The organism is Sulfitobacter sp. 1A13368, from assembly GCF_043557275.1.
In the GTDB taxonomy this organism is placed as follows: Bacteria; Pseudomonadota; Alphaproteobacteria; order Rhodobacterales; family Rhodobacteraceae; genus Sulfitobacter; species Sulfitobacter faviae.
Map to the genome: position 1 here is coordinate 1 of NZ_JBIFFR010000001.1, position 22,739 is coordinate 22,739.

The 22,739-nt window shown below is 62.9% G+C and carries 22 protein-coding genes and 4 tRNA genes; 16 read left to right on the top strand and 10 right to left on the bottom strand.

Features of this window, described 5'->3' with window-relative positions; genetic code table 11:
* From ACGYK4_RS00005 to tgt, 9 genes are all read right to left on the bottom strand, one after another.
* A tRNA-Asp gene (locus ACGYK4_RS00005) sits at positions 1-77 on the bottom strand.
* A gap of 151 nt (positions 78-228) precedes the next feature.
* Positions 229-305: transfer RNA gene (locus ACGYK4_RS00010), tRNA-Asp, on the bottom strand.
* Between the two features lie 402 nt (positions 306-707).
* Positions 708-783 (bottom strand) — tRNA-Val (locus ACGYK4_RS00015).
* A gap of 41 nt (positions 784-824) precedes the next feature.
* Positions 825-1,394, bottom strand: a complete 570-nt coding sequence (locus tag ACGYK4_RS00020; protein ID WP_394454644.1) for a histidine phosphatase family protein — start codon at positions 1,392-1,394, stop codon at positions 825-827.
* On the bottom strand, positions 1,391-1,972 hold the full coding sequence (locus ACGYK4_RS00025; protein WP_394454645.1) for a histidine phosphatase family protein: 582 nt from the start codon (positions 1,970-1,972) through the stop codon (positions 1,391-1,393). The genes ACGYK4_RS00020 and ACGYK4_RS00025 overlap by 4 nt, the downstream gene beginning before the upstream one ends.
* A gap of 133 nt (positions 1,973-2,105) precedes the next feature.
* A tRNA-Val gene (locus ACGYK4_RS00030) sits at positions 2,106-2,180 on the bottom strand.
* Between the two features lie 152 nt (positions 2,181-2,332).
* A complete protein-coding gene (gene lon, locus ACGYK4_RS00035; RefSeq protein WP_394403451.1) occupies positions 2,333-4,744 on the bottom strand; it encodes an endopeptidase La in 2,412 nt (803 codons plus the stop codon).
* A gap of 232 nt (positions 4,745-4,976) precedes the next feature.
* A complete protein-coding gene (locus tag ACGYK4_RS00040; RefSeq protein ID WP_394454646.1) occupies positions 4,977-6,071 on the bottom strand; it encodes an alkene reductase in 1,095 nt (364 codons plus the stop codon).
* Between the two features lie 105 nt (positions 6,072-6,176).
* Complete coding sequence (gene tgt / locus ACGYK4_RS00045) at positions 6,177-7,304, bottom strand: tRNA guanosine(34) transglycosylase Tgt (RefSeq protein WP_394454647.1); 1,128 nt, start codon at positions 7,302-7,304, stop codon at positions 6,177-6,179.
* A 371-nt stretch (positions 7,305-7,675) separates the two neighbouring features.
* Between tgt and ACGYK4_RS00050 the strand changes: the two genes are divergently transcribed.
* From ACGYK4_RS00050 to tpiA, 8 genes are all read left to right on the top strand, one after another.
* Positions 7,676-9,301, top strand: coding sequence for a mechanosensitive ion channel family protein (locus ACGYK4_RS00050; protein WP_394454648.1), 1,626 nt, complete (start codon positions 7,676-7,678; stop codon positions 9,299-9,301).
* A gap of 68 nt (positions 9,302-9,369) precedes the next feature.
* Complete coding sequence (rimK, locus tag ACGYK4_RS00055) at positions 9,370-10,752, top strand: 30S ribosomal protein S6--L-glutamate ligase (RefSeq protein ID WP_067265023.1); 1,383 nt, start codon at positions 9,370-9,372, stop codon at positions 10,750-10,752.
* Between the two features lie 93 nt (positions 10,753-10,845).
* Positions 10,846-11,208, top strand: a complete 363-nt coding sequence (locus ACGYK4_RS00060; RefSeq protein ID WP_209218051.1) for an SUF system Fe-S cluster assembly protein — start codon at positions 10,846-10,848, stop codon at positions 11,206-11,208.
* A 187-nt stretch (positions 11,209-11,395) separates the two neighbouring features.
* Positions 11,396-12,607, top strand: coding sequence for a glycerophosphodiester phosphodiesterase family protein (locus ACGYK4_RS00065; RefSeq protein ID WP_394454649.1), 1,212 nt, complete (start codon positions 11,396-11,398; stop codon positions 12,605-12,607).
* A gap of 117 nt (positions 12,608-12,724) precedes the next feature.
* Positions 12,725-13,342, top strand: a complete 618-nt coding sequence (locus ACGYK4_RS00070) for a hypothetical protein (RefSeq protein ID WP_394454650.1) — start codon at positions 12,725-12,727, stop codon at positions 13,340-13,342.
* A 113-nt stretch (positions 13,343-13,455) separates the two neighbouring features.
* Positions 13,456-14,169, top strand: a complete 714-nt coding sequence (locus ACGYK4_RS00075) for a DUF3307 domain-containing protein (protein WP_394454651.1) — start codon at positions 13,456-13,458, stop codon at positions 14,167-14,169.
* Positions 14,170-14,222: 53 nt separating this feature from the next.
* A complete protein-coding gene (locus tag ACGYK4_RS00080; RefSeq protein ID WP_067265014.1) occupies positions 14,223-14,585 on the top strand; it encodes an iron-sulfur cluster assembly accessory protein in 363 nt (120 codons plus the stop codon).
* 83 nt (positions 14,586-14,668) lie between these two features.
* On the top strand, positions 14,669-15,418 hold the full coding sequence (gene tpiA, locus ACGYK4_RS00085) for a triose-phosphate isomerase (RefSeq protein WP_394454652.1): 750 nt from the start codon (positions 14,669-14,671) through the stop codon (positions 15,416-15,418).
* Between the two features lie 40 nt (positions 15,419-15,458).
* Here the strand turns inward: tpiA and ACGYK4_RS00090 are convergent, their stop codons facing one another.
* A complete protein-coding gene (locus ACGYK4_RS00090) occupies positions 15,459-15,920 on the bottom strand; it encodes an Lrp/AsnC family transcriptional regulator (protein WP_067265010.1) in 462 nt (153 codons plus the stop codon).
* 144 nt (positions 15,921-16,064) lie between these two features.
* Here ACGYK4_RS00090 and cysG point away from each other — a divergent pair, with 144 nt between their 5' ends.
* The 8 genes from cysG (at position 16,065) to ACGYK4_RS00130 (ending at position 22,728) form a co-directional block, all read left to right on the top strand.
* On the top strand, positions 16,065-17,459 hold the full coding sequence (gene cysG / locus ACGYK4_RS00095) for a siroheme synthase CysG (RefSeq protein ID WP_394454653.1): 1,395 nt from the start codon (positions 16,065-16,067) through the stop codon (positions 17,457-17,459).
* 1 nt (position 17,460) lies between these two features.
* A complete protein-coding gene (locus tag ACGYK4_RS00100) occupies positions 17,461-17,757 on the top strand; it encodes a DUF2849 domain-containing protein (protein ID WP_136720162.1) in 297 nt (98 codons plus the stop codon).
* Positions 17,757-19,433 carry a nitrite/sulfite reductase gene (locus ACGYK4_RS00105; protein ID WP_394454654.1) on the top strand — a complete coding sequence of 559 codons (1,677 nt, stop codon included), beginning with the start codon at positions 17,757-17,759 and terminating at the stop codon, positions 19,431-19,433. Before ACGYK4_RS00100 ends, ACGYK4_RS00105 begins: the two co-directional genes overlap by 1 nt.
* Complete coding sequence (locus ACGYK4_RS00110) at positions 19,423-20,214, top strand: phosphoadenylyl-sulfate reductase (RefSeq protein WP_394454655.1); 792 nt, start codon at positions 19,423-19,425, stop codon at positions 20,212-20,214. The genes ACGYK4_RS00105 and ACGYK4_RS00110 overlap by 11 nt, the downstream gene beginning before the upstream one ends.
* Positions 20,211-20,642: a DUF934 domain-containing protein gene (locus ACGYK4_RS00115; protein ID WP_394454656.1), complete on the top strand. Its 432-nt coding sequence runs from the start codon at positions 20,211-20,213 to the stop codon at positions 20,640-20,642. Before ACGYK4_RS00110 ends, ACGYK4_RS00115 begins: the two co-directional genes overlap by 4 nt.
* 68 nt (positions 20,643-20,710) lie before the next feature.
* Positions 20,711-21,559 carry a ferredoxin--NADP reductase gene (locus tag ACGYK4_RS00120; RefSeq protein WP_394454657.1) on the top strand — a complete coding sequence of 283 codons (849 nt, stop codon included), beginning with the start codon at positions 20,711-20,713 and terminating at the stop codon, positions 21,557-21,559.
* Positions 21,560-21,812: 253 nt separating this feature from the next.
* The gene (locus ACGYK4_RS00125) at positions 21,813-22,010 is read left to right on the top strand and encodes a pilus assembly protein PilZ (protein WP_248646410.1); all 198 of its coding nucleotides are present in this window, start codon (positions 21,813-21,815) and stop codon (positions 22,008-22,010) included.
* A 64-nt stretch (positions 22,011-22,074) separates the two neighbouring features.
* Positions 22,075-22,728, top strand: a complete 654-nt coding sequence (locus tag ACGYK4_RS00130) for an SDR family NAD(P)-dependent oxidoreductase (RefSeq protein WP_394454658.1) — start codon at positions 22,075-22,077, stop codon at positions 22,726-22,728.
* The last annotated feature ends 11 nt before the right edge of the window (positions 22,729-22,739 follow it).

Sequence of the window (22,739 nt, forward strand, 5' to 3'; positions counted from 1 at the left end):
TGGCGCGGTTGACGGGGCTCGAACCCGCGACCCCCGGCGTGACAGGCCGGTACTCTAACCAACTGAGCTACAACCGCGCGATGTGGGCGGAATAGGCCACGGGGCGCGGGGCGTCAAGCGTATTCGCGCGAGAAAATGTGCTTTCTCGAAAGAAGTTTTTGCGCGGCATTTTAAGGGGATTGGAAACGAAAAAAGGGACCTCAGAGAGGTCCCCTTTTCAGGCAGCGGTGGCGCGGTTGACGGGGCTCGAACCCGCGACCCCCGGCGTGACAGGCCGGTACTCTAACCAACTGAGCTACAACCGCCCGCTGCACTCTCCAGGTCGCCCCGGAGCGTTTGGGTGTTCTATGGTGAGGGCGCTCCGCCGTCAAGCGCGGTTTGCGCGAAAATGTGAAATTTTCGTAAGTTGTTTTTGGGGCGTTTGATGGGCTGGGTTTGAGGCCCAAAATCGGGTGGTTTTCGCGGAGGGATCGGGCCGCTTTTACTTGGCCGCCCCGATGGTCAGGACTGACGAAGGCTATGGCTTGGAATACTGCTATGCCGCGGAGGCATTGAGCTGCTGGCCCAACATCAATCGCTGAACGAGAGGGAAATGCTGCGTCGTGAGAGGCTCGAACTCCCGACCCAGACTGACCGCGCAGCGGGCGGGCGTCGGTCGGGCTCACCACTGGGGCAGCCGATTGATCCAAATAAATAGGTTGGAGGGATGGTGGGTCGTGAGAGGCTCGAACTCCCGACATCTTCGGTGTAAACGAAGCGCTCTACCAACTGAGCTAACGACCCGACTTGGACCTGATAGCCCAAGGTGGGGGCGGGCTTCAAGCCTATAATGTCAGCCTTTCTTGCTGACCGTTCTCAAGACGGAAAACCACCCCCTGCCCGCCTTGCATCTCCCGCAGCGCGGCGGGCGTGCGGCCCAATAAAATAAGGCGCAACATGCGCGATGTGATGCCGTGGGTGATCAGCACATGGGGGCCGGTCAGGCTGTCCAGAAAGCGCTGGCAGCGCTTATGCAGCGCCGCGAATCCCTCGCCCTCGGGGGCGTGTTCATAAAGATCGTAGGAATCACGCGCGGCGGGGGTTTGGCGCAGCAACGCCTCGCGCGACATTCCGGCCCAAGCGCCGATGCCGATCTCCCCCAAACGGGGATCAGGCGCAGCCTTTAGCCCCGTCCCCGCCAGCGCGATTTCGGCTGTGACCACCGCCCGCCCCTGCGGGCTGCTCAGCGCCGAGACCCCCGCCAGATCGCAGCGTTTCAGAATCGCATTCTGCGCCGCGGCCTGTTCGCGCCCCCGCTCGGTCAGCGGGGAATCGAAATGCCCTTGGAGCCGATTGGCGAGGTTCCACTCCGTCTCCCCATGGCGCAGGATATAGAGCGTCGGGTAACGGCTCATGCGGGGGCTTCCAAGATGCGCTCGGTCCCGTTCTCCAGCAGATAGACGCAGCCTTGTCGGTTGCTGAGCCGACCGGCCTCTGCCGGATCGACGCCGCATACCTCTGCGCGAAGCACCTGCCCCCAGAGCCCGTGGGCGACCAGCACCGTGGGCGCGGTCAAACTGTCGAGCACCGCCCGTATCCGCGCGCGAAAGGCCGCCAGCCCCTCCCCGCCCGGCGCGGCGGCGTAGATCTCCAACGGGGCCGGGTCGCGGGCAGCGAGGTCGGGGTGCGCGGCGAATATCTCATCCCGGGTTGCCCCCTGCCAATCGCCTGCATGGATTTCTTTCAGCCGGGCATCCGTTTGGAAAGCGGCCCAATTCAACGCAATCCGCGCCGTCTGCTGCGCGCGGCCAAGCGGAGAGACGAGGATATCCGGCTTTTGCGCAAGGACCGCTGGCATGATCTGTGCCTGCCGCTCAGCCTCGGCGATGCCCTGATCGGTCAGCGGTGAATCGAGATGCCCTTGTAGACGAAACGCGCGATTCCACTCGGTCTGCCCGTGGCGCAGGAACCAGATTTTAGGATGTGCCGACATGCTCTCTCCGCCCGTGGTGCCCGTGGTATGGGCCGATGGGGATAAGGATCACTCCGACGCGGAGAAGGCAAGCCATGGGAGATGGGCGCAGGCTCGGAGTGGCAAGCTAATCCAACGCGAACTAGGGGGAAAATGGTGGGTGATAAGAGATTTGAACTCCTGACATCTTCGATGTGAACGAAGCGCTCTACCACTGAGCTAATCACCCTTGCGGGGCGAAGTAGCCAATTGCGGCGCGGCTTGCAAGAGGGTTTAGCGCAAAAACTGTCGCGAGATGCGGCGGGCCCTGCCCCACGGTGGATACGAAAAACGCGCGCCCCGAAAGGCGCGCGTTGATGACATTCTGACAGGCCGCTCGCCTTAATGCGTGGTCGTGGCGTCCACGCCTGCGGCACGGGCCTTCATCGCGGCGGCCTCGGCGGCCTCTTGGGCGGCTTCGTCCCAATCGATCGCTTTCGGCTTGCTCACCAGCGCATGCTCCAGAACCTCTGAGACATGGCCCACCGGGATGATGGTCAGCCCCTCTTTGACGTTATCGGGGATGTCTGGCAGGTCCTTCTCGTTCTCTTTGGGGATCAGCACCGTGGTGATGCCGCCGCGCAGGGCCGCGAGAAGTTTCTCCTTCAATCCGCCGATTGGCATGGCGTTACCGCGCAGGGAAACCTCGCCCGTCATGGCAATGTCGCGCCGCACCGGGATCTGCGTCAGCACCGAGACGATCGAGGTCACCATCGCCAGACCGGCCGAGGGGCCGTCTTTCGGCGTAGCGCCGTCGGGCACGTGCACGTGGATGTCCAGCGTGTCGAACTTCGGCGGCTTGATCCCGATCTGCGGAGAGATCGACCGGACGTAGGAACTGGCCGCGTCGATGCTTTCCTTCATCACGTCGCCGAGCTTGCCGGTGGTCTTCATCCGGCCCTTGCCCGGCAGGCGCAGCGCCTCGATGCTCAGAAGCTCACCGCCCACGGAGGTATAGGCCAGCCCGGTCACAACACCGATCTGGTCCTTCTCCTCGGCCAGACCGAAGCGGTGCTTGCGCACGCCAAGGAAGTCTTCGAGGTTGTCGCCGGTCACGGTGACGCTCTCGGCCTCCTTCTTAACGATCTTGGTCAGCGACTTACGCGCCACCTTGGCGATCTCGCGCTCAAGGTTCCGCACGCCGGCCTCGCGGGTGTAGTAACGGATCATGCCGGTCAGGGCCGAATCCTCGATCTCGAACTCTTTCTTCTTCAGACCGTGGTTCTTGATCTGTTTCTGCACCAGATGTTGCTTGGCGATCTCGCGCTTTTCATCCTCGGTGTAGCCCGAAAGCGGGATGATCTCCATCCGGTCGAGCAGCGGCCCGGGCATGTTGTAGCTGTTCGAGGTGGTCAGGAACATCACGTTCGACAGGTCGTATTCCACCTCGAGATAGTGGTCCACGAAGGTGCCGTTCTGTTCCGGGTCGAGCACTTCGAGCATGGCCGAGGCCGGATCCCCACGGAAGTCCTGCCCCATCTTGTCGATTTCATCGAGCAGGATGAGCGGGTTCGTGGTCTTGGCCTTTTTCAGCGCCTGGATGATCTTGCCGGGCATGGAGCCGATGTAGGTCCGACGGTGGCCGCGGATCTCGGATTCGTCGCGCACGCCGCCCAGCGAGATGCGGATGAACTCGCGCCCCGTGGCCTTAGCGACCGATTTGCCCAAGGAGGTCTTGCCGACGCCTGGAGGGCCGACGAGGCACATGATCGGGCCTTTCATCTTGGTCGAGCGCTGTTGCACGGCCAGATACTCGACAATGCGCTCCTTGACCTTCTCAAGGCCATAGTGATCGTCATCGAGAACCTTTTGCGCGCGGCCTAAGTCCTTCTTCACGCGGGATTTCACGCCCCACGGGATCGACAGCATCCAGTCGAGGTAGTTGCGCACCACGGTGGCTTCGGCCGACATGGGCGACATGTTCTTGAGCTTCTTCAGCTCGGCCTCGGCCTTTTCACGGGCTTCCTTGCTCAGCTTGGTCTCGGCGATCTTGGCTTCAAGCTCGGCAACCTCGTTCTTGCCGTCCTCTCCGTCGCCCAGCTCCTGCTGGATAGCCTTCATCTGTTCGTTCAGATAATATTCGCGCTGTGTCCGCTCCATCTGGGACTTCACGCGGGTCTTGATCTTCTTCTCGACCTGCAGCACGGACATCTCGCCCTGCATCAGGCCGTAAACCTTCTCAAGCCGCTCGGAGATGCTCAGCGTCTCTAGCAAATCCTGCTTCTGCTCGACCTCGATGCCGAGGTGACCGGCCACGAGATCGGCCAGACGCGCAGGCTCGGCGCTTTCGCCAACGGCGGCAAGCGCTTCCTCGGGTACGTTTTTCTTGACCTTGGCATAGCGCTCGAACTCATCGGCCACGGTGCGCAGCAGCGCCTGCGTGGTGGCCGCGTCACCCGGCATCTCGGTCAGATACTCGGCGCGCGCCTCGAAGAAGTTGTCGTTCTCAAGGTATTCGGTGATGCGCACCCTCGCCTGACCTTCGACCAGCACTTTTACGGTGCCATCGGGCAGTTTCAGCAGTTGCAGCACATTGGCCAGCACACCGGCCTTGTAGATGCCGGATGTGTCGGGATCATCCTCGGCGGGGTCGATCTGGCTCGACAGCAGGATTTGTTTATCGTCCGCCATCACCTCTTCAAGGGCGCGGACGGATTTCTCGCGGCCAACGAAAAGCGGCACGATCATGTGGGGAAACACGACGATGTCGCGCAGCGGAAGCACCGGGTAGGATGCGTTCAGTGGCTCTAACATGCTCAATTCCTTATCTTAGCAAGACATCCGGGCCCCTGTCATAGGCGGCCTCTGACATCCCCTCTTCTGGACAGGACATGTGTGCATCCCATCCGCCTGTTTCAATCCCTTGCGGGCTATTCGACCGCCATCATCGCGCTTCGGCGGGATGGAGGCAAGCGCGCGATGGGGTGATTTCGCCCCAATTGCACGCGTCGTAAGAAAGGGGCGCCGCGCGGGCGCCCCTGATCGGTCAGGCTTCGGCCTGTTCCAGCGTCGGGTAATCGGTAAAGCCCTCGCGCCCACCGCCATAGTAGGTATCGGTATCGCCCTCGTTCAGCGGCCCGTTCATCTGCCAGCGGCGCGGCAGATCGGGATTGGCGATGAAGGGGCGACCCACGGCGATCAGATCGGCCTTATCCTCGGCCACGGCCTTGATCGCCATCTCGCGGTCATAGCCATTGTTGGCCATGTAAGGCCCGTCAAAGAGCGCCCGCAGCGCGGCTATGCTTTCGCCTTCGTCCAACTCGCGCGAGCCGCCTGTCGCGCCTTCGACAAGGTGCAGATAGGACAGGTTGTAGCGGCTGAGCCCCTTCACGACATATTCAAAGGTCTCTTGCGGATTGGCGTCTTCGATCCCGTTGGCGGGCGAAAAGGGCGAGAGGCGCAGCCCCACACGTTCGCCGCCCCAGACCTTCGTCACCGCATCCAAGACCTCGAACAGCAGCCGCGCACGGTTCTCTACGCTGCCGCCATAGGCGTCCTCGCGTTTGTTGCTGCCGGTTTTGAGGAATTGGTCCAGCAGATAGCCATTGGCCCCGTGAACCTCGACCCCGTCGAAGCCTGCTTTCTTGGCCATCTCGGCGGCATGGGCATAGTCGGCGACCAGACGCGGCATCTCATCCAATTCGAGCGCGCGTGGCTCGGAGGTATCCTCGAACCCGTTGGCGGTGAAGGTTTTCACGCCAGCGCCGATAGCAGTAGGCGCGACAGGCTTGCCGCCATCGGGTTGTAGGGAGGTGTGGCTGATCCGGCCCACATGCCAAAGCTGGATGACGATCCGCCCACCTTCGGCATGCACCGCGTCGGTCACCTTGCGCCACGCGGCGACCTGACCCTCACTATGAATGCCGGGGGTCTGGAAATAGCCCTTGCCCTCGGGGCTGATCTGGGTGGCTTCGGTAATGATGATGCCCGCGCCCGCCCGCTGGCGGTAATAGTCGACATGCATATCCGAGACTTCGCCAGTCTCATTGTCAGCGCGGTTGCGGGTCAGCGGGGCCATTACCAAACGGTTCTCGGCCGCGATCTCACCGGCGGTGAAAGGGGTAAAAAGCTTCTCGGTCATATTCGGGCCTTTCCTTGCAATAGAATGTGCAAGGCACCTAAGACCCCGCCACCTTGCAGCAAGGATCATCCGCACAAATTCCCGTGAGGCCGAAGCGCCCACCCCTCAGAGCGAGTCGATGTCACCTTGTTCGCGGCCTGCGTGGAAATCGGCCTGCCATTGGGTGAACCGCCCCGCCGCGATGGCCTCGCGCATGCCGGCCATGATGTCTTGGTAGTATTGCAGGTTGTGCCATGTCAGCAGCATGGACGAGATGATCTCTTGGCTGCGGAAGACGTGATGCAGATAGGCGCGCGAATAGTTGCGGCAGGCCGGGCAGCTGCAATTCTCATCCAACGGGCGCGGATCATCCTGATGCCGCGCGTTCTTGATGTTGAGCACGCCCCTCCGGGTAAAGACCTGCCCCGTACGGCCAGAGCGTGAGGGCAGCACACAGTCCATCATGTCGATGCCCCGCGCCACGGCACCGACGATATCGTCGGGCTTGCCCACGCCCATCAGGTAGCGCGGCTTGTCCTCGGGCAGCATGTCGGTCGAGAAATCCAAGGTAGAGAACATCGCCTGCTGCCCCTCCCCCACGGCCAGACCACCGACGGCATAGCCGTCAAAGCCGATCTCGCGCAGCGCCTCGGCGCTTTCTTGGCGGAAGTCTTCTTCCAACCCGCCTTGCTGGATGCCGAACAGCATGTGACCGGGGCGGTCGCCAAAAGCCTCCCGGCTGCGCTTGGCCCAGCGCATCGACAGGCGCATGCTTTCGGCGATGCGGTCCCGGTCGGCGGGCAGCGCCGGGCATTCATCGAAACACATAACGATGTCCGAGCCCAGAAGCTCCTGAATCTCCATCGAGCGTTCCGGCGTGATCTCATGCTTGGAGCCATCAATGTGGCTTTTGAAAGTCACGCCGCGTTCGGTCAGCTTGCGCAGGCCAGCAAGGCTCATCACCTGAAAGCCGCCACTGTCGGTCAGGATCGGCTTGTCCCAGTTCATGAACCTATGCAGCCCGCCCAAGGCGGCCACACGCTCTGCCGTGGGGCGCAGCATCAGGTGGTAGGTATTGCCCAGCAGAATATCCGCGCCGGTGGAGGCCACGCTTTCGGGCATCATCGCCTTGACCGTCGCCGCTGTGCCCACGGGCATAAAGGCGGGTGTGCGGATCTCGCCGCGCGGGGTTTGGATCACGCCGCTGCGTGCCTTGCCGTCCTGCGCGTGTTTGGTGAATCCGGTGCTGGTCATACGCTGCCCTCTCTGCCTGCGACTGGCGCGATAAACCAGTGGCGGGAAACATGCAATAAAGCCGAAATAGCCCAGATTGCACGAGAATGGTATCGTTCAAAGGATAACGGGCTTGGTGCTTGGCCGGGCTGGATCGTCGCCGCTTGATCACCGCCAACGCATTCCTGCGCAGGCTTTGAAGCCAGCAATCCAACTATGCACGGCTCGCTACGCGCAACCGCAACGCAGCCCCAAAGCCCGCAAATAGCGTTTCAAAGCGCCGCGTAGCCTTGAATTGCCCGAACCCCCGCTACATTGCGCTAACCATGCAGCGGCTTGCCTTACTCCCACGCGATTTCGCGTCTGTGTATCCTCGTTTTCTGGGGGCCTTCGTGCTGGCGATTGCGCTGCTGACGGGGGCCGCCACCGGGCAGGCGCAGGAGAAATGGTTCCAAACAACCGAGCTGAACCCCGGCCTGCCGCCCCCGCCTGAGACGCTGGACCGCGGCACACCGATGGCCGCGTTAGAAAGCTTCATCTACCTCACCGACAATGGGCACTATTCGGACGCGGCCCATATCCTTGACCTGTCGGACCTGCCGCAAGGGGATCAGGCGGTTATTGGGGCCGAGCGCGCTTTTCAACTTTCCGTTCTGATGGAGCGCAAGGTCGTCGTGCCATGGCGCAGGCTGGCGGACCGGCCCGACGGCTGGCTCTCAGGCTCCACCGAGGACAATGACACCGGGCGCGTGCGCCGTTCGCTCTTGATCGACCGTCTGGAACTGGGCGGCCATGACGTGCCACTGCGGCTTAACCGGATCAAACCCGGTGAGGATGCCGAGCCGGTCTGGGTCTTCTCGCGCCAGAGCATCGACAACATTCCGCATCTGCACGCGCAGTATGGGCCGACGGACCTTGAGACGATGCTGCCCGACTGGCTGCGCATCCGCGCCTTTTGGGGCATGTATCTGTGGGAGGTGCTGTTCCTGCCTCTGCTGGTCGTCGTCGCCCTGACAGCCGGTTGGTTCGCCTTCAGCATCATGCGCCGTCTCGGGCAGGCCGCCAAACGCCGCTGGATGCGCTTTGTGCTGCGCTCCTTCCGCTGGCCCGCCGCCATCGTGCTTTGCGCGGCAATCATTGGCACGGCCACCAGCAGGGTCTTGGTTGTCTCGGGCTTTATCGACGCGGTGCTCAGCCCGCTTTTGCTGATCGCCTATGTCACAGCCGCCGCCCTCGCCATTGTCTTTACCTTTGACGAGATCTTTGACCGGATCAGCCCCAACAACGCCTATGAGCTTGCCGATCCGATGAACGCCCATATGCGCTCCATCGCCACGACAATCGCGGCGGCGCGCAAAGGGGTGATCGTGATCGCCGTGCTGGTGGCCTCAGGGGTGATCCTCGTTTCCAGCAACGCGGACAACACCATTGGCCTGTCGCTGCTGGCCTCTGCCGGTGCGGTGACCATCGTCTTGGGTTTCGCCGCGCGTGAGGTTCTGGGCAATATCCTCGCCTCCATCCAGATCGCGCTGAACCGCTCTGCACGGATCGGGGACCAGCTGATCTTTGAAGGGCATTTCTGCACGGTCGAGCAAATTCACTTTACTTACGTGCAACTGCTCAACTGGAACGGCACCCGGCTGATCGTGCCGGTCAGCTATTTCGTCTCCGACGCTTTTGAAAACTGGTCGATCGAGGATCACGCCATGGTGCGCCCCATCATTCTGACCCTGTCGCAAAACGCCGATGTGGCTGCTCTGCGCCGTGTGTTCTTTGACCTCTTGGCCCGCGAAGACCCCGATGATGTCAAACCGATGGACAAGGCCAAGGTGCATGTGCTCGACCAAGATGCCTTTGGCATCAAGGTGCGCTTCGAGTTGCCCACCGACAATGCCGCCACCTTTTGGGATATCGAATGCCGCGTGCGTGAGGAACTTCTTGCCGCCGCCGCGCGGATGGAGAAAGAAGACGACGTCCGCATGTTGCCCCCCGCCCCCGCGGATATGGGCACCCCCTGACATCGCGCCGCTTGATGCAGCCCCTGCCGCAGGTTAGGCAGGCAGACCAATGACCCAAGGAGCAGGCAATGGAAAAACTCACATTCGGTTGGGAAGAATGGGTTGCCCTGCCCGATCTTGGCCTGCCCGCGATCAAAGCAAAAGTCGACACCGGCGCGCGCACCTCGGCGCTGCATGCCCATGACATCGAAGTTTTCGGCCCCGCGTCAAAACCCAAGGTGCGGTTCAACGTGCATCCCATCGCCGGGCGCGAAGATATCTCGATCACCTGTTCCGCCCCGATCATCGACCGGCGCGAGGTGACCTCTTCCAACGGCGAGTCTGAGCAACGTTTCGTCATAGCCACCACGCTTGAGGTCGGCGGCCAAAGCTGGCCCATCGACGTCACCCTGACCAACCGGGGCACCATGACCAGCCGCATGCTGCTGGGCCGTCAGGCGCTGACCGAACATATCAACATCTCAGCCACCGAACGGCGTTTGCAGCCTGACCTGAATTACGACGTCTACCATACCGCCAGCCTGCGTCACAAAGCGCCGCAGCGCGCCCTGCGCATTGCCGTGCTAAGCCGGGAAGACAACTACTCCACCCGCCGACTGGTCGAGGTTGGCGAAGCGCGCGGCCATGTGGTCGAAGTCATCGACACCACACGTTGCTATATGGCGATCAACCAACTCGCCCCCGAGGTGCATTACGACGGCAAGCGTCTGCCGCGCTACGACGCGGTGATCCCACGCATCGGCGCGTCGATCACCCCCTATGGCACCGCCGTGATCCGCCAGTTCGAAACGATCGGCACCTATTGCGTCAACGGCTCTGCCGGGATCACCGCGAGCCGCGACAAGCTGCACGCGCATCAGGTCTTGGCCGCGAAAAAGATCGGTATGCCGACCACGGCTTTTGCCGCATCGCCGAAAGACACCTCCAACCTGATGGCGCTGGTGGGCACCGCGCCGCTGATCGTAAAGCTACTGGAGTCAACCCAAGGCAAGGGCGTCGTGCTGGCGGAAACCAAAAAGGCCGCCGAAAGTGTGATCGACGCCTTCCGTGGCCTGCGCGCCAACTTCCTCGTGCAGGACTTCGTCAAGGAGGCCGCCGGTGAAGACATCCGCTGTCTCGTGGTGGCGGGCAAGGTCGTGGCCTCTATGAAACGCACGGGCGCCGAGGGGGACTTCCGCTCAAACCTGCACCGGGGCGGCTCGGCCAAGGTCGTGCGCATCTCAAAAGAGGAACGCGATACCGCCGTGCGCGCCGCCCGGGCCTTTGGCCTTGGCATCGCCGGGGTCGATCTGCTGCGGTCGGAAAGCGGGCCAAAGGTGCTTGAGGTCAACTCCTCCCCCGGGTTCGAGGGGATCGAGAATGCCACCAAGAAAGACATCGTCGGCAAGGTCTATGATGAGATCGAAGCCCGGGTGAAGCCACAGCCCGCACGGCGTCGCAAAGGCGGCTAGCGGGGGCGGCACCGGCCCCGCCCGGCTCGGGGCCACTTTACGCCCCTGCCCGCAATCCCTATATAAAACGTCGAGAATGATGCGAGGCAAGAGATGACCGAACAGACCCAACCGCTCGAAGGGACACCGCTGATTGCGCCCTCTTCCACCGACCACCCGCTTTACGAGCAGGTCGTTGAGGCTTGTCGCACGGTCTATGACCCTGAGATCCCGGTGAATATCTATGAACTGGGGCTGATCTATACCATCGACATCAACGACGAGAACGAAGTCGACATCAAGATGTCGTTGACCGCGCCCGGCTGCCCCGTGGCCGGTGAGATGCCCGGCTGGGTTGCCGATGCGGTTGAGCCGATCGCCGGGGTCAAGCAGGTCAATGTGGCACTGGTTTGGGAGCCGCCTTGGGGCATGGACATGATGTCAGACGAAGCCCGTCTCGAACTGGGCTTCATGTAACCGACAGTCTCGCAGCGCGAACAACAGACGCCGTCGATGTAACTCATCGGCGGCGTTTTCTTTTGGCCGCTTCCCGCCGAGCGGGGTCACCGCGGATTGTTCATTTGACTGACATGATCCGGTCGTGAAACCGTTACATCGGGCACCCATAGAAGCCCCAGAACTTCATTCACGAACGGATAACATTATGCGAACACTTGTTTCTCTCGCCGCTCTGGCCCTCGCGCCCGGCATGGCGCTGGCTCAGGCCGATGCTGCCGCGACCCCGGTCGAATACGGCCCCCGCCCGGCCTATCTGGTGGACAAGCTGCCCGAGGGCGCATTGAAGGACAAGCTGGCCTCCTGCATGGGGCAAGACGCCACCAAAACCGATTTCTCCATCGGCCACCGTGGCGCGCCGCTGATGTTTCCTGAGCATACCGTGCAATCCAACGTCGCCGCCGCGCGCATGGGCGCGGGCATCTTGGAATGCGACGTGACCTTTACCGCCGATCATGAGCTGGTCTGCCGCCACGCCCAGAACGATCTGCACACCACGACGAACATCCTCGTCTCCGATCTGGCCGAGAAATGCACCACCGGCTTCACCGCCGCTTCGGGTGACACGCCCGCCAGCGCCGAATGCCGGACCTCCGACATCACTCTGGCAGAGTTCCGCACCCTGATGCCCAAGATGGACAGCGCCGACAAGACCGCCACCACCGCCGAAGACTACCAAGGCGGTGTCGCGAATTGGCGCACCGAGCTTTACAGCGACAAAGCCGATCTGATGACCCACGCGGAATCGATCGAACTGTTCAAATCCCTCGGCGCCAAGTTCACGCCCGAGTTGAAATCCCCCTCCGTCGAGATGCCGCATGACGGTTTCTCGCAGGAAGACTACGCGCAGAAACTGGTGGATGAATATGTCGCCGCAGGCATCCCCGCCTCCGACGTTTGGCCACAGTCTTTCAATCTCGAAGACGTGCTCTACTGGGTCGACAACACGCCGGAATTCGGCAAACAGGCCGTCTATCTGGTGCAATGGTCCGATGGTTTCGATGAGCAAAACCCCGAGACTTGGGCCGAGGATTTCGCCGATCTGAAAGCCAAGGGCGTGAACTACCTTGCCCCCTCGCTCAACATGATGCTGACCAATAAGGACGGCGCCATCGCCGCATCCGAATACGCCATGGCCGCGAAAGAAGCAGGGCTGACCCTGATCGCATGGACGCTGGAGCGCTCCGGCCCGCTCGCCTCCGGTGGTGGTTGGTACTTCCAGTCGGTCAATGACATTGTGAAAGACGACAGCGACTATCTAGTGGCGCTGGATGTGTTGGCACAAGACGTGGGCGTGGCCGGTGTCTTCTCTGACTGGCCCGCGACCGTGACCTATTATGCGAACTGCATGGGCCTCTGATCGGTCCTAGCCGTTAGAACGCCGTCAGGGCCGCCCCCTCCCGGGCGGCCCTTTTCCGTGGCCGGGCTTGCATGGATTTCGCCTTCCTGCGACATTGCGGGAAACAAGGGGCAAGCCATGGAAACTTGGGCAATTTTTACCGGCGATATCGTGAAATCCTCCGCGATGAGCCGGGCGGAGTTGGATGCCATCTTCGCGCGCCTTGACGACGCCGCCGAGGCGCTGACTGCTTGGCAAGGCCAGCCCGCCCGGATGACCCGTTTTCGCGGAGATGGCTGGCAGATGGCCGTGGCGCCCGCCTTCACCTTCCGCGCAGCCCTCGTCCTACGCGCCACCGTGCGCCGCTGCGGCAAGACCGCCGACACCCGCTTTGGCATCGGTATCGGCCCCGCGCATTTCGCAGGTGACGACCTATCTCGCGCGGACGGAGCGGCACTGGTCAGCTCCGGCCACGCGCTCGACAACATGCCCCGCGCGCGCCGCATGCACGCGCCCGACGCCCCCCTCGCCCTGCGCACGGCCCTGCCCCTCGCCGACCGGATCGCGGGCGGCTGGACCAAGCGCCAAGCCGAGGTCGCCTACTACATGCTGACCCCCGAACCACCCCTGCAGGCGGAGCTTGCGCGGGAGTTCGACCTGACGCAGCAGAGCGTACAGGGCCATGTGGACGCGGCGGGGATAGATGAGTTGCGGGAGGTCTGCGAGGTTCTCGAGGCGCGCAAAACAGCCCTTTAAGCCTGTTTTATCGAATTACAGCCAAATTAGACTGTTAAACACCATAAGAAAACACTTGTCCCGGCTCGCCATGGCTTTTCAAATGGACGCCATCACCAACTACCGGAATTTCTATGACCGAACAGGCCATCGCCACCGCTCTCGCTTGCCTGATCGCTCACTTGCTGGCGGATTTCGTGTTTCAAACCAATGCCATGGTCGCCGCCAAGCGCAAGCCGCAAGTGCTACTGCTCCACGGCGCTATCGTCTTTGCCCTGACCGCATTGGCCCTCGGCGGCAGTTTGATCCCTGCCGCCCTCCTCGCGCTTGCCCATACCGCAATTGATGCGCTTAAGACCTACGCCGTGTCGGCGCACAAGCGCGACCGGCTTTGGCCCTACCTTACCGATCAACTCGCCCATCTCATCACCATCGTAGCCCTTGTCCACTATGCCCCCGACGCCTTTGCCCGCGGCATCTGGGCCGACCACAGCAGCATGCTCATCCCGCCCGCCGTGTTTATCGCGGGGCTGATCACCGCGACGCTCGCAGGCGGTCCCGCCGTGGGCGGCCTGATGCTGCCGCACAAAGCGCAAGCCCAACCGGACGGGCTGGAGAATGCCGGGCGGATGATCGGCCTGCTGGAACGCGCGTTGATTTTCCTCATGGTCATGATCGGTGAGCCTGCGGGCATCGGTTTCCTCATCGCGGCAAAGTCGATCCTGCGCTTTGACACCGTCAAAAAGAACCAGAAGATCAGCGAATACGTGATCATCGGCACGCTGGCCTCCTTCGGTTGGGCGCTCATCGCGGCCTTTGCCACCAAGGCGGCAATGAATTCCTTCTGACGGCTTGAGATCGCCGCGCTGCACCCCTATCTTGGCGGCATAGGAGATTTGTGATGTTTGGCATTCCCGGCAAGCAAGCCGTTACCATGACCCCCAAAGCCGCTGGCCAGATTGCGAAGTTGATGCAATCGGCGGGCCACGCCGGGCTGCGCATTGGCGTCAAGAAAGGCGGCTGTGCGGGCATGGAATACACCATGGAATACGTCGAAGCGACCGACCCCAATGATGAGGTGGTCGAACAAGACGGCGCGCGGGTGATGATCGCCCCCATGGCGCAGATGTTCCTCTTCGGCACCGAGATCGACTATGAAACCACGCTGCTCGAGTCCGGTTTCAAATTCCGCAATCCCAATGTGACCGAAGCCTGCGGCTGCGGCGAATCGATTAAATTCGACGAAAGCCTCGGCGCGAAGTAAGCGCGCCGATCGGCCCCGGCCTTGACGAAAGGCTGCGGGCCTGCGAACTGATCTGGCAACAGTAACAGATCAGGACGGAACCGATGCGCCCCAAAATCGCCGCCGGCAACTGGAAAATGAACGGCACCGCCGCCGCGCTGACAGAGCTTCACAGCCTTGCCACCGGCCTGCCCGACAACCCGCCGCAGGTCGTGATCTGCCCGCCCAGCACCCTTCTCTTTCGCGCCACCGACGCCACCCATGGCAGCCCGATCCAGATCGGCGCACAGGATTGCCATGCCGAAGAAGCGGGCGCCTACACCGGCGATATCTCTGCCGCGATGGTTGCCGACAGCGGGGCCAGCCATGTGATCCTCGGCCATTCCGAGCGCCGCGATGCCCACCGCGAGACCGATGCCGATGTGCAAGCCAAGGCGCGGGCCGCATGGGGTGCCGGTCTCACCGCCATCATCTGCATCGGCGAAAGCGAGGCTGAGCGGGAGGCAGGCCAGACCCTCGACATTATCGACGCGCAGCTCGACGGCTCCCTCCCCGATGCCGTGGAGGCCGGGAACACCGTTATCGCCTATGAGCCGATTTGGGCCATCGGCACCGGCAAAGTCCCCAGCATTGCGCAGATCAAAGAGGTGCATGACTTCATCCGCACCCGCCTGGTCGACCGTTTCGGCGCGGAGATCGGCAACGCGCTGCCCCTGCTCTACGGCGGTTCGGTAAAAGCCGGGAATGCGGTCGAAATCTTTGCCGTCGAAAACGTCGATGGCGCGTTGGTCGGCGGGGCCAGCCTCAAGGCCGAGGATTTCGCGCCCATCGTGACGGCACTCGCCCAGTCCTAAGCCAATGCGGGGCGGCGGATGCACTTGCCGCCCCGCCCTCTTACAACGGCAGCATCGTCGTCGATTTGATCTCTTCCATCGACAAAAGCGCCGTGACGTTATGCACTTTCACCTCTGAAATTAGCGCCTGATAAAAGACATCATAGGCCCGTGCGTTCTTGACCCGCACCTTCAGGATATAGTCGATATCCCCCGCCAGACGGTGCGCTTCTTGCACCTCGGGCCGGTCTTTCAACGCCTGCAAAAACGCCGCCTGCCACGCCGCTTCATGCTCGGACGTGCGGATCAGGACAAAGAAACAGGCCTCGAACCCAAGCGCTTCGGAATCCAACACAACGGTCTGCTGGCCGATCACCCCGGCTTCGCGCAGTTTGCGTATCCGATTCCACACCGGCGTTTTCGAAGACCCCACTTCACGGGCAATATCGTCCAGCGATTGGCTCGCATCCCGTTGCAGCTGCGCCAAAATCTTCCGGTCGGTCTCATCAATTCGGACAGTCATTCTTTTCTCTCTCGCCCCGGCAGGACGTTCACACTCAACCTGCGGCCAAAGCGAACGCATGTTCTTATCTGCGCCAGCATATAGCCAATTATCGGGAATATTTCCTATATAAGAGGTCACGTCAAACAGAATACAGGGCGCATCATGGATCACTTTCCCATCTTCCTCGCCACCCGCGGGCAAAAGATCCTCCTCTCCGGCGGCGGCGAAGCCGCTCTGGCCAAGCTGCGTCTGCTGATGAAAACCAAAGCGGCGCTGCATGTCTTCGCCCCCGACCCGGCGGCAGAGATCGTCGACTGGCAAGCGGCGGGCAAGCTCACCCTGCACCGCCGCCCCCTCACCGCCGCCGATCTCCCCGGCGCGCGGCTGTTCTACGCGGCGGATGAAGATGACACGCTGGATGCCGAGAATGCCGCGCTGGCCCATGCGGCGGGCGTGCTGGTCAACATCGTCGACAACCTGCACGACAGCGAATTCATCACCCCCGCCATCGTCGACCGCGATCCCGTGACCGTGGCCATCGGCACCGAAGGCGCCGCCCCGGTGCTGGCCCGCGCCATCAAGGCCGATTTGGAAGAGCGTCTGCCCGTCACCCTCGGCCCGCTGGCGCGCATCGGCAAAGGCTTTCGCAAGCTGGCCGATGCCCTGCCCATGGGCCGCGCGCGCCGTGATTTCTGGCGGGAGTATTATTTCGCCACCGGCCCCCGCGCCATGGCTGAGGGCAAGGATACCGTGCGCCCGGCGCTGAAGACCCTGCTGCACACCCACCTCACCCGCAAAGCCCGCGCAGGCCATGTGGCCTTTGTTGGCGGCGGCCCGGGCGACCCGGAACTGCTGACGCTCAAGGCCCGCCGCGCGTTGGATGAGGCCGATGTAGTGATCTACGACCGGCTGATTAGCCCCGAGATCCTCGAACTCGCTCGCCGCGAAGCGCTGATGATCGACGTCGGCAAAGAGGGCTTCGGCCCCTCCACGGCCCAAGAGCACATCAACGCCCTACTGGTCGAACACGCGCAAAGCGGCGCGCAGGTGGTGCGGTTGAAATCCGGCGACGCGACGGTCTTTGGCCGTCTCGACGAAGAGATCGACGCGGTCGACGCCCATGGCATCGGCTGGCACATCGTGCCCGGCATCACCGCCGCCTCCGCCGCCGTGGCGGGCATCGGGCAAAGCCTGACCAAACGGGGCCGCAATGCCTCGGTCCGCTTCCTCACCGGGCACGACATGAAAGGTTTCGCCGATCACGACTGGGCCGCCCTCGCGCGCCCGAATGAGGTCGCCGCGATCTATATGGGCAAGAAATCCGCCCGTTTCGTCCAAGGTCGCCTGCTGATGCACGGCGCCGACCGCGCCACACCCGTCACCGTGATCGAAAACGCCTCGCGCGCCGATCAGCGGGTGCTGTCGACCACGCTGAACGATCTGCCGCGCGATCTGGCCGATGCCGAAATGACCGGCCCCGCGCTCACCTTCTACGGCCTCGCCCCGCGCGCCGCCGTCCAAGTTGCCACCGAAACCCCGCTAGAGGAGCTGGCCTGACATGCCCAAACCCTTCACCCCCAAGGTCATCACCGCCAATGCGCTGCTCGAAGGCGATGTCGTCTATCAAACCGCCACCGGCTGGACCCGCAAACTGAGTGAAGCCGAAGTCCTCACCGATGAGGCCGACGCAGACCTGCGCCTGATCGACGCGCTGAGCCAACAGGATTTGGTCGTCGGCGTCTACCTCGCCGATGTGGCCCCCGAAGCGGGCGGCCCCCGCCCCACCCATTTCCGCGAAGAGTTCCGCGCCACCGGCCCCTCAAACTACGCCCACGGCAAACAGGAGACCGTCTGATGTACAGCTACACCGAATTCGACGACAAATTCCTCGCCGAGCGCAACGCCCAGTTCCGCGCCCAAGTCGAGCGCCGCATCGACGGCTCGCTCACCGAGGATGAGTTCAAACCCCTACGCCTGATGAACGGCCTCTACCTGCAACTGCACGCCTATATGCTGCGGGTGGCGATCCCCTATGGCACGCTCAACAGCGCCCAGATGGACCAACTCGCCTATATCGCCGAGCGGTGGGACAAGGGCTACGGCCACTTCACCACGCGTCAGAACATCCAGTACAACTGGCCCGAGCTGCGCGACGTGCCCGATATGCTCGACGCGCTGGCCGAAGTGAAGCTGCATGCGATCCAGACCTCCGGCAACACGATCCGCAACGTGACGGCGGACCATTTCGCAGGGGCCGCCGCCGATGAGGTCGCCGATCCCCGCCCGGTGGCCGAGCTGATCCGCCAGTGGTCCACCGACCACCCGGAATTCCAGTTCCTGCCGCGCAAGTTCAAGGTCGCCGTCACCGGCGCCGCCGCCGACCGTGCGGTGATCAAGGCCCATGACATCGGGCTGCGCATCGTCGAGCGTGACGGCGAGCAGGGTTTCGAAGTCATCGTCGGCGGCGGTCTTGGCCGCACCCCGATGATCGGCAAGGTGCTCTATGATTTCGTGAAGCATGAGGACCTGCTGCCCACGCTCGAAGCCATTGTCAGCGTCTATAACGTGCTGGGCCGCCGCGACAACAAGTACAAGGCGCGCATCAAGATCACCGTGCACGAGAACGGCATCGAAGACATCCGCGCCCGGGTCGATGCGCAATACGCGCTGATCCGCGACCAGTTCACCGGCGTCGACCAGCAAATGCTGTCGCGTATCGAAGCCGATTTCGCAGCACCCGCGTTCAAAACAGCCTCCCTCGGGGCTTACGAATCCGCCTATACCAACGATCCGGTCTTCCGCGCCTGGGCCGATACCAACCTCGCTGCGCACCGCGTGCCGGGCTATGCCATCGTCTCGATCAGCCTCAAGGCCCATGGCGCCACACCCGGCGACGCCACGGCGGACCAAATGCGCGTGATGGCCAACCTCGCCCGCCGCTTCGGCCATGACGAGCTGCGCATCAGCCACGAGCAGAACGTGATCCTGCCCCATGTGCACCGCAGCGACCTGCCCGAACTGCACGCCGCGCTGAAAGAGGCGAAACTCGCCACCGCCAACATCGGACTGATCTCGGACATCATCGCCTGCCCCGGCATGGATTACTGCGCGCTGGCCACCGCGCGTTCCATCCCCATCGCGCAGGAAATCGCCACCCGTTTCGACGAGCTAAAGCTCGAGCATGACGTGGGCCCGCTCAAGATCAAAATCTCCGGCTGCATCAACGCCTGCGGCCACCACCACGTGGGCCATATCGGCATCCTCGGCCTCGACCGCGCAGGCGTAGAGAACTACCAGATCACGCTCGGCGGCGATGGCACCGAGGACGCGAGCCTCGGCACCCGCACCGGCCCCGGCTTCTCGGCCGAGGAGATCATCCCCGCCATCGAACGCCTCGTGCGGGGCTATCTCGACCTGCGCAACGATCCCGGCGAGACCTTCCTGCAAGCCTACCGCCGCCTCGGCCTCGCGCCATTCAAAGCCGTGCTCTACCCCGAAGCGGCAGAGAAGGATCGGGCCAATGCCGCTTGATACCCCCGAACTTCATCCTTTCTCAAATACCGATGCGCCGCCCCCCGTGGGGCTGCGCGCGGTCGAGGAAAAGGTGGCACGGCTCAACGCCGAGTTGCGCCACCAGGGGGCAACGGATGTGATCCGCCGCGCCGATGCGGAGATCGAGAACCTTACCCTCGTCTCCAGCTTCGGCGCGGAATCAGTGGCGCTCTTGCACCTCGTATCCATGGTATCGCGCGATATCCCGGTGCTCTTCATCGACACCGAGATGCTCTTTGCCGAAACCCTCGTCTACCAACAGGAGCTGAGTGAGCGCCTCGGTCTGCGCAATGTCACCACCCTGCGCAGCGCAGAGATCGCAGCGCAGGATCCCGATGGCACGCTGCACCAATATGACACCGATGCCTGCTGCGCCCTGCGCAAGACCCGGCCCCTCCAGAGCGCGCTGGCGGGCTATGACGGCTGGATCACCGGGCGTAAACGTTTTCAATCGGGCAGCCGCGCGGCCTTGGAGTTTTTCGAGACCGAGATCCCCGAAGACGGTGCAGCACCCCGGATCAAAGTGAACCCGCTGGCCTATTGGGCCAATTCCGATGTGAGCGATTACATCACCGAAAACCGCCTGCCCCGACATCCGCTAGTGGCCAGGGGCTACCCATCGATCGGCTGCGCGCCCTGCACCTCGCCCGTGGCCCCGGGCGAAGACCCGCGCGCGGGGCGCTGGCGCGATCAGAATAAAGAAGAATGCGGCATCCATTTTGTGAACGGCAAAGTGGTCCGAACAGGAGACAAATCATGAGCGTACTCGTCACCGACACAGGCTTCACCGCCGACGACTGGACCCAAGGCTATTGCGAGGATGGCGCCGCGAACGATTGCCGCGCCGTCGATCTGGCCTCTGACGCCGATGCCCATGCCCTTACGCTGACCCCGGCGCTTAAGATGATCCGCGTCGACTTCCCCTCTTTCGCGGATGGGCGTGGTTTTACAATCGCCCGCGTCCTGCGCCTGCGCGGCTACACGGGCCGCCTGCGCGCCCGCGGGCATGTGCTGGCCGATCAATATGCCATGGCCCGCCGCGCCGGGTTCGATGAGGTCGAGATCGACGAGGATCTGGCCGCCCGCCAGCCTGAGGACCAATGGCGCGCCCGCGCCGATTGGCAGGCCCATGACTATCAGTCCCGCCTGCGCGGTGCCTCATCCGGACCGGCGACCGCGGCCAAATAGGCCGCTTCATTGCCCTCCCCCCTTCCTTGCCATAAGTAGAGGCCGCAACCCGATTTGCGGAAACCATGATGACCGAGCAGAGCACAGTGAACCAAACCGCCGCCAAGCCCGTCCCGACATTGCCCGACGCCCAGACCGTGACCTCGGTCACCCACTGGACCGATCAGCTGTTCTCGTTCCGGGTAACCCGGCCCGCTTCCCTGCGGTTCCGCTCGGGTGAATTCGTGATGATTGGCCTGATGGGCGACCCGCATCCCGAAACCGGCAAGCAAAAACCGCTCTTGCGCGCCTATTCCATCGCCTCGCCCGCGTGGGACGATGAGTTGGAGTTCTACTCGATCAAGGTGCAAGACGGCCCGCTGACCTCCAAGCTGCAACATATCCAGCCCGGCGATCAGATCATCCTGCGGCCAAAACCCGTGGGCACGCTGGTCCATGACGCGCTGCTGCCCGGCGACCGGCTGTGGATGTTCGCCACCGGCACCGGCTTTGCCCCCTTCGCAAGCCTGCTGCGCGAGCCTGAGACCTATGAGAAATTCGACGAGGTCATCGTCACCCACACCTGCCGCGATGTGGCAGAGCTTGAGTATGGCCGGCAGTTGATCGAAGGGCTGAAGGCTGACGAGTTGATGCAGGAACTGATCGGCCCGGAAAACCTTGCCAAGATTCGCTATTACCCGACCACCACCCGCGAAGAGAGCCCCAAGATGGGCCGGATCACCAACCTTTTGCAGGATGACACGGTGTTCAAAGATCTGGGCGTGCCCCAAATCAATGCCGCCCATGACCGCGCCATGGTCTGCGGCAGCCTTGGCTTCAACAAGGATATTATGGAGATTCTCGAAGGCTTTGGCCTGACCGAGGGTGCCAATTCCGACCCCCAGCATTTCGTCGTCGAAAAGGCTTTCGTCGGCTGAGCCGAATTAAGCCTTACGAAAGGTCGCAGCGTTACAACCAAGGTGTCGGCGCAGCTTTGCCGACGCTTTGGCAGAACCCTGCGCATCCCGAAAACGCCCCCTTCCGCTGCACTGCGGCAGGGCTTAGCTGACGCCTTGCGAGCGCGGGGGACTGCCGCGCGAAACGCAACCACAGGCGAAAGGCATATCAATGGCGAGCAATGGGACCCCGACCCCAAAGAAAGTCTCCGATCTGGCAACTCAAAAAGCCGACTTGTCCAGCACGGCGCTGATCGGCATCTTCGGCAGCGACAGCACGCCCGGCGCGCTGATCCGCGAAGGTGGCGGCAAGATCTCTCGCGTCGAAGTGGGTGATCAGGTCGCCGGCGGCGTCGTCTCTGCCATCGGGCAAGGGACCTTGGTGCTTTCCAGCCGCCGCGGCAATCAGGTGCTGCGCCTGCCGCAGGGCTGAAACCCTGAGCGGCGCGCGCCTCGCGCCTCTTGACCTGCCGCGCGGGGCAGTGCACATCCCGCGCATGAGCAAGACAGCATTGATCACCGGCGCGTCGCGCGGCCTTGGGGCCGCATTGGCAGAAGCCTTGGCCCCCACCCATCACATCATCGCGGTCGGCCGCACGACCGGCGCGCTCGAAGAGTTGGACGACCGTATCCAAGCCAAGGGCGGCAGCGCCACCTTGGCGCCGATGGACATCACCAACGCCGATGCCATGGCCGTGCTGTGCCGGGGCATCCATGACCGCTGGGGCGGGCTTGACCTTTGGCTGCACTGCGCCGTCCATGCCGCCCCGCTGACGCCCACTGATCACATCGACGCCAAGGATATGGAGAAATCCATCGCCGGAAACGTCACCGCCACCGCGCGGCTGATCACCTTTGTCTCGCCGCTTTTGGGGGCAGATGGCGCGGCGGTCTTTTTTGACGATCCGCGGGCTGGGACGAAATTCTTCGGCAGCTACGGGGCCACCAAGGCCGCGCAGATCGCGCTGGCGACCTCTTGGCAGGTCGAGACCGCGCAGATCGGCCCCCGCGTGCACATCCTCACGCCCGAGCCGATGCCCACCGCCACCCGCGCGCGTTTCTTCCCCGGCGAAGACCGCGCGGCGCTCAGCGACACCGCCACGCAGGCCGCTGCGGTATTGGCGCAACTGTCGGAAAACTCCGCCTCCTGAACCGCGCGGCA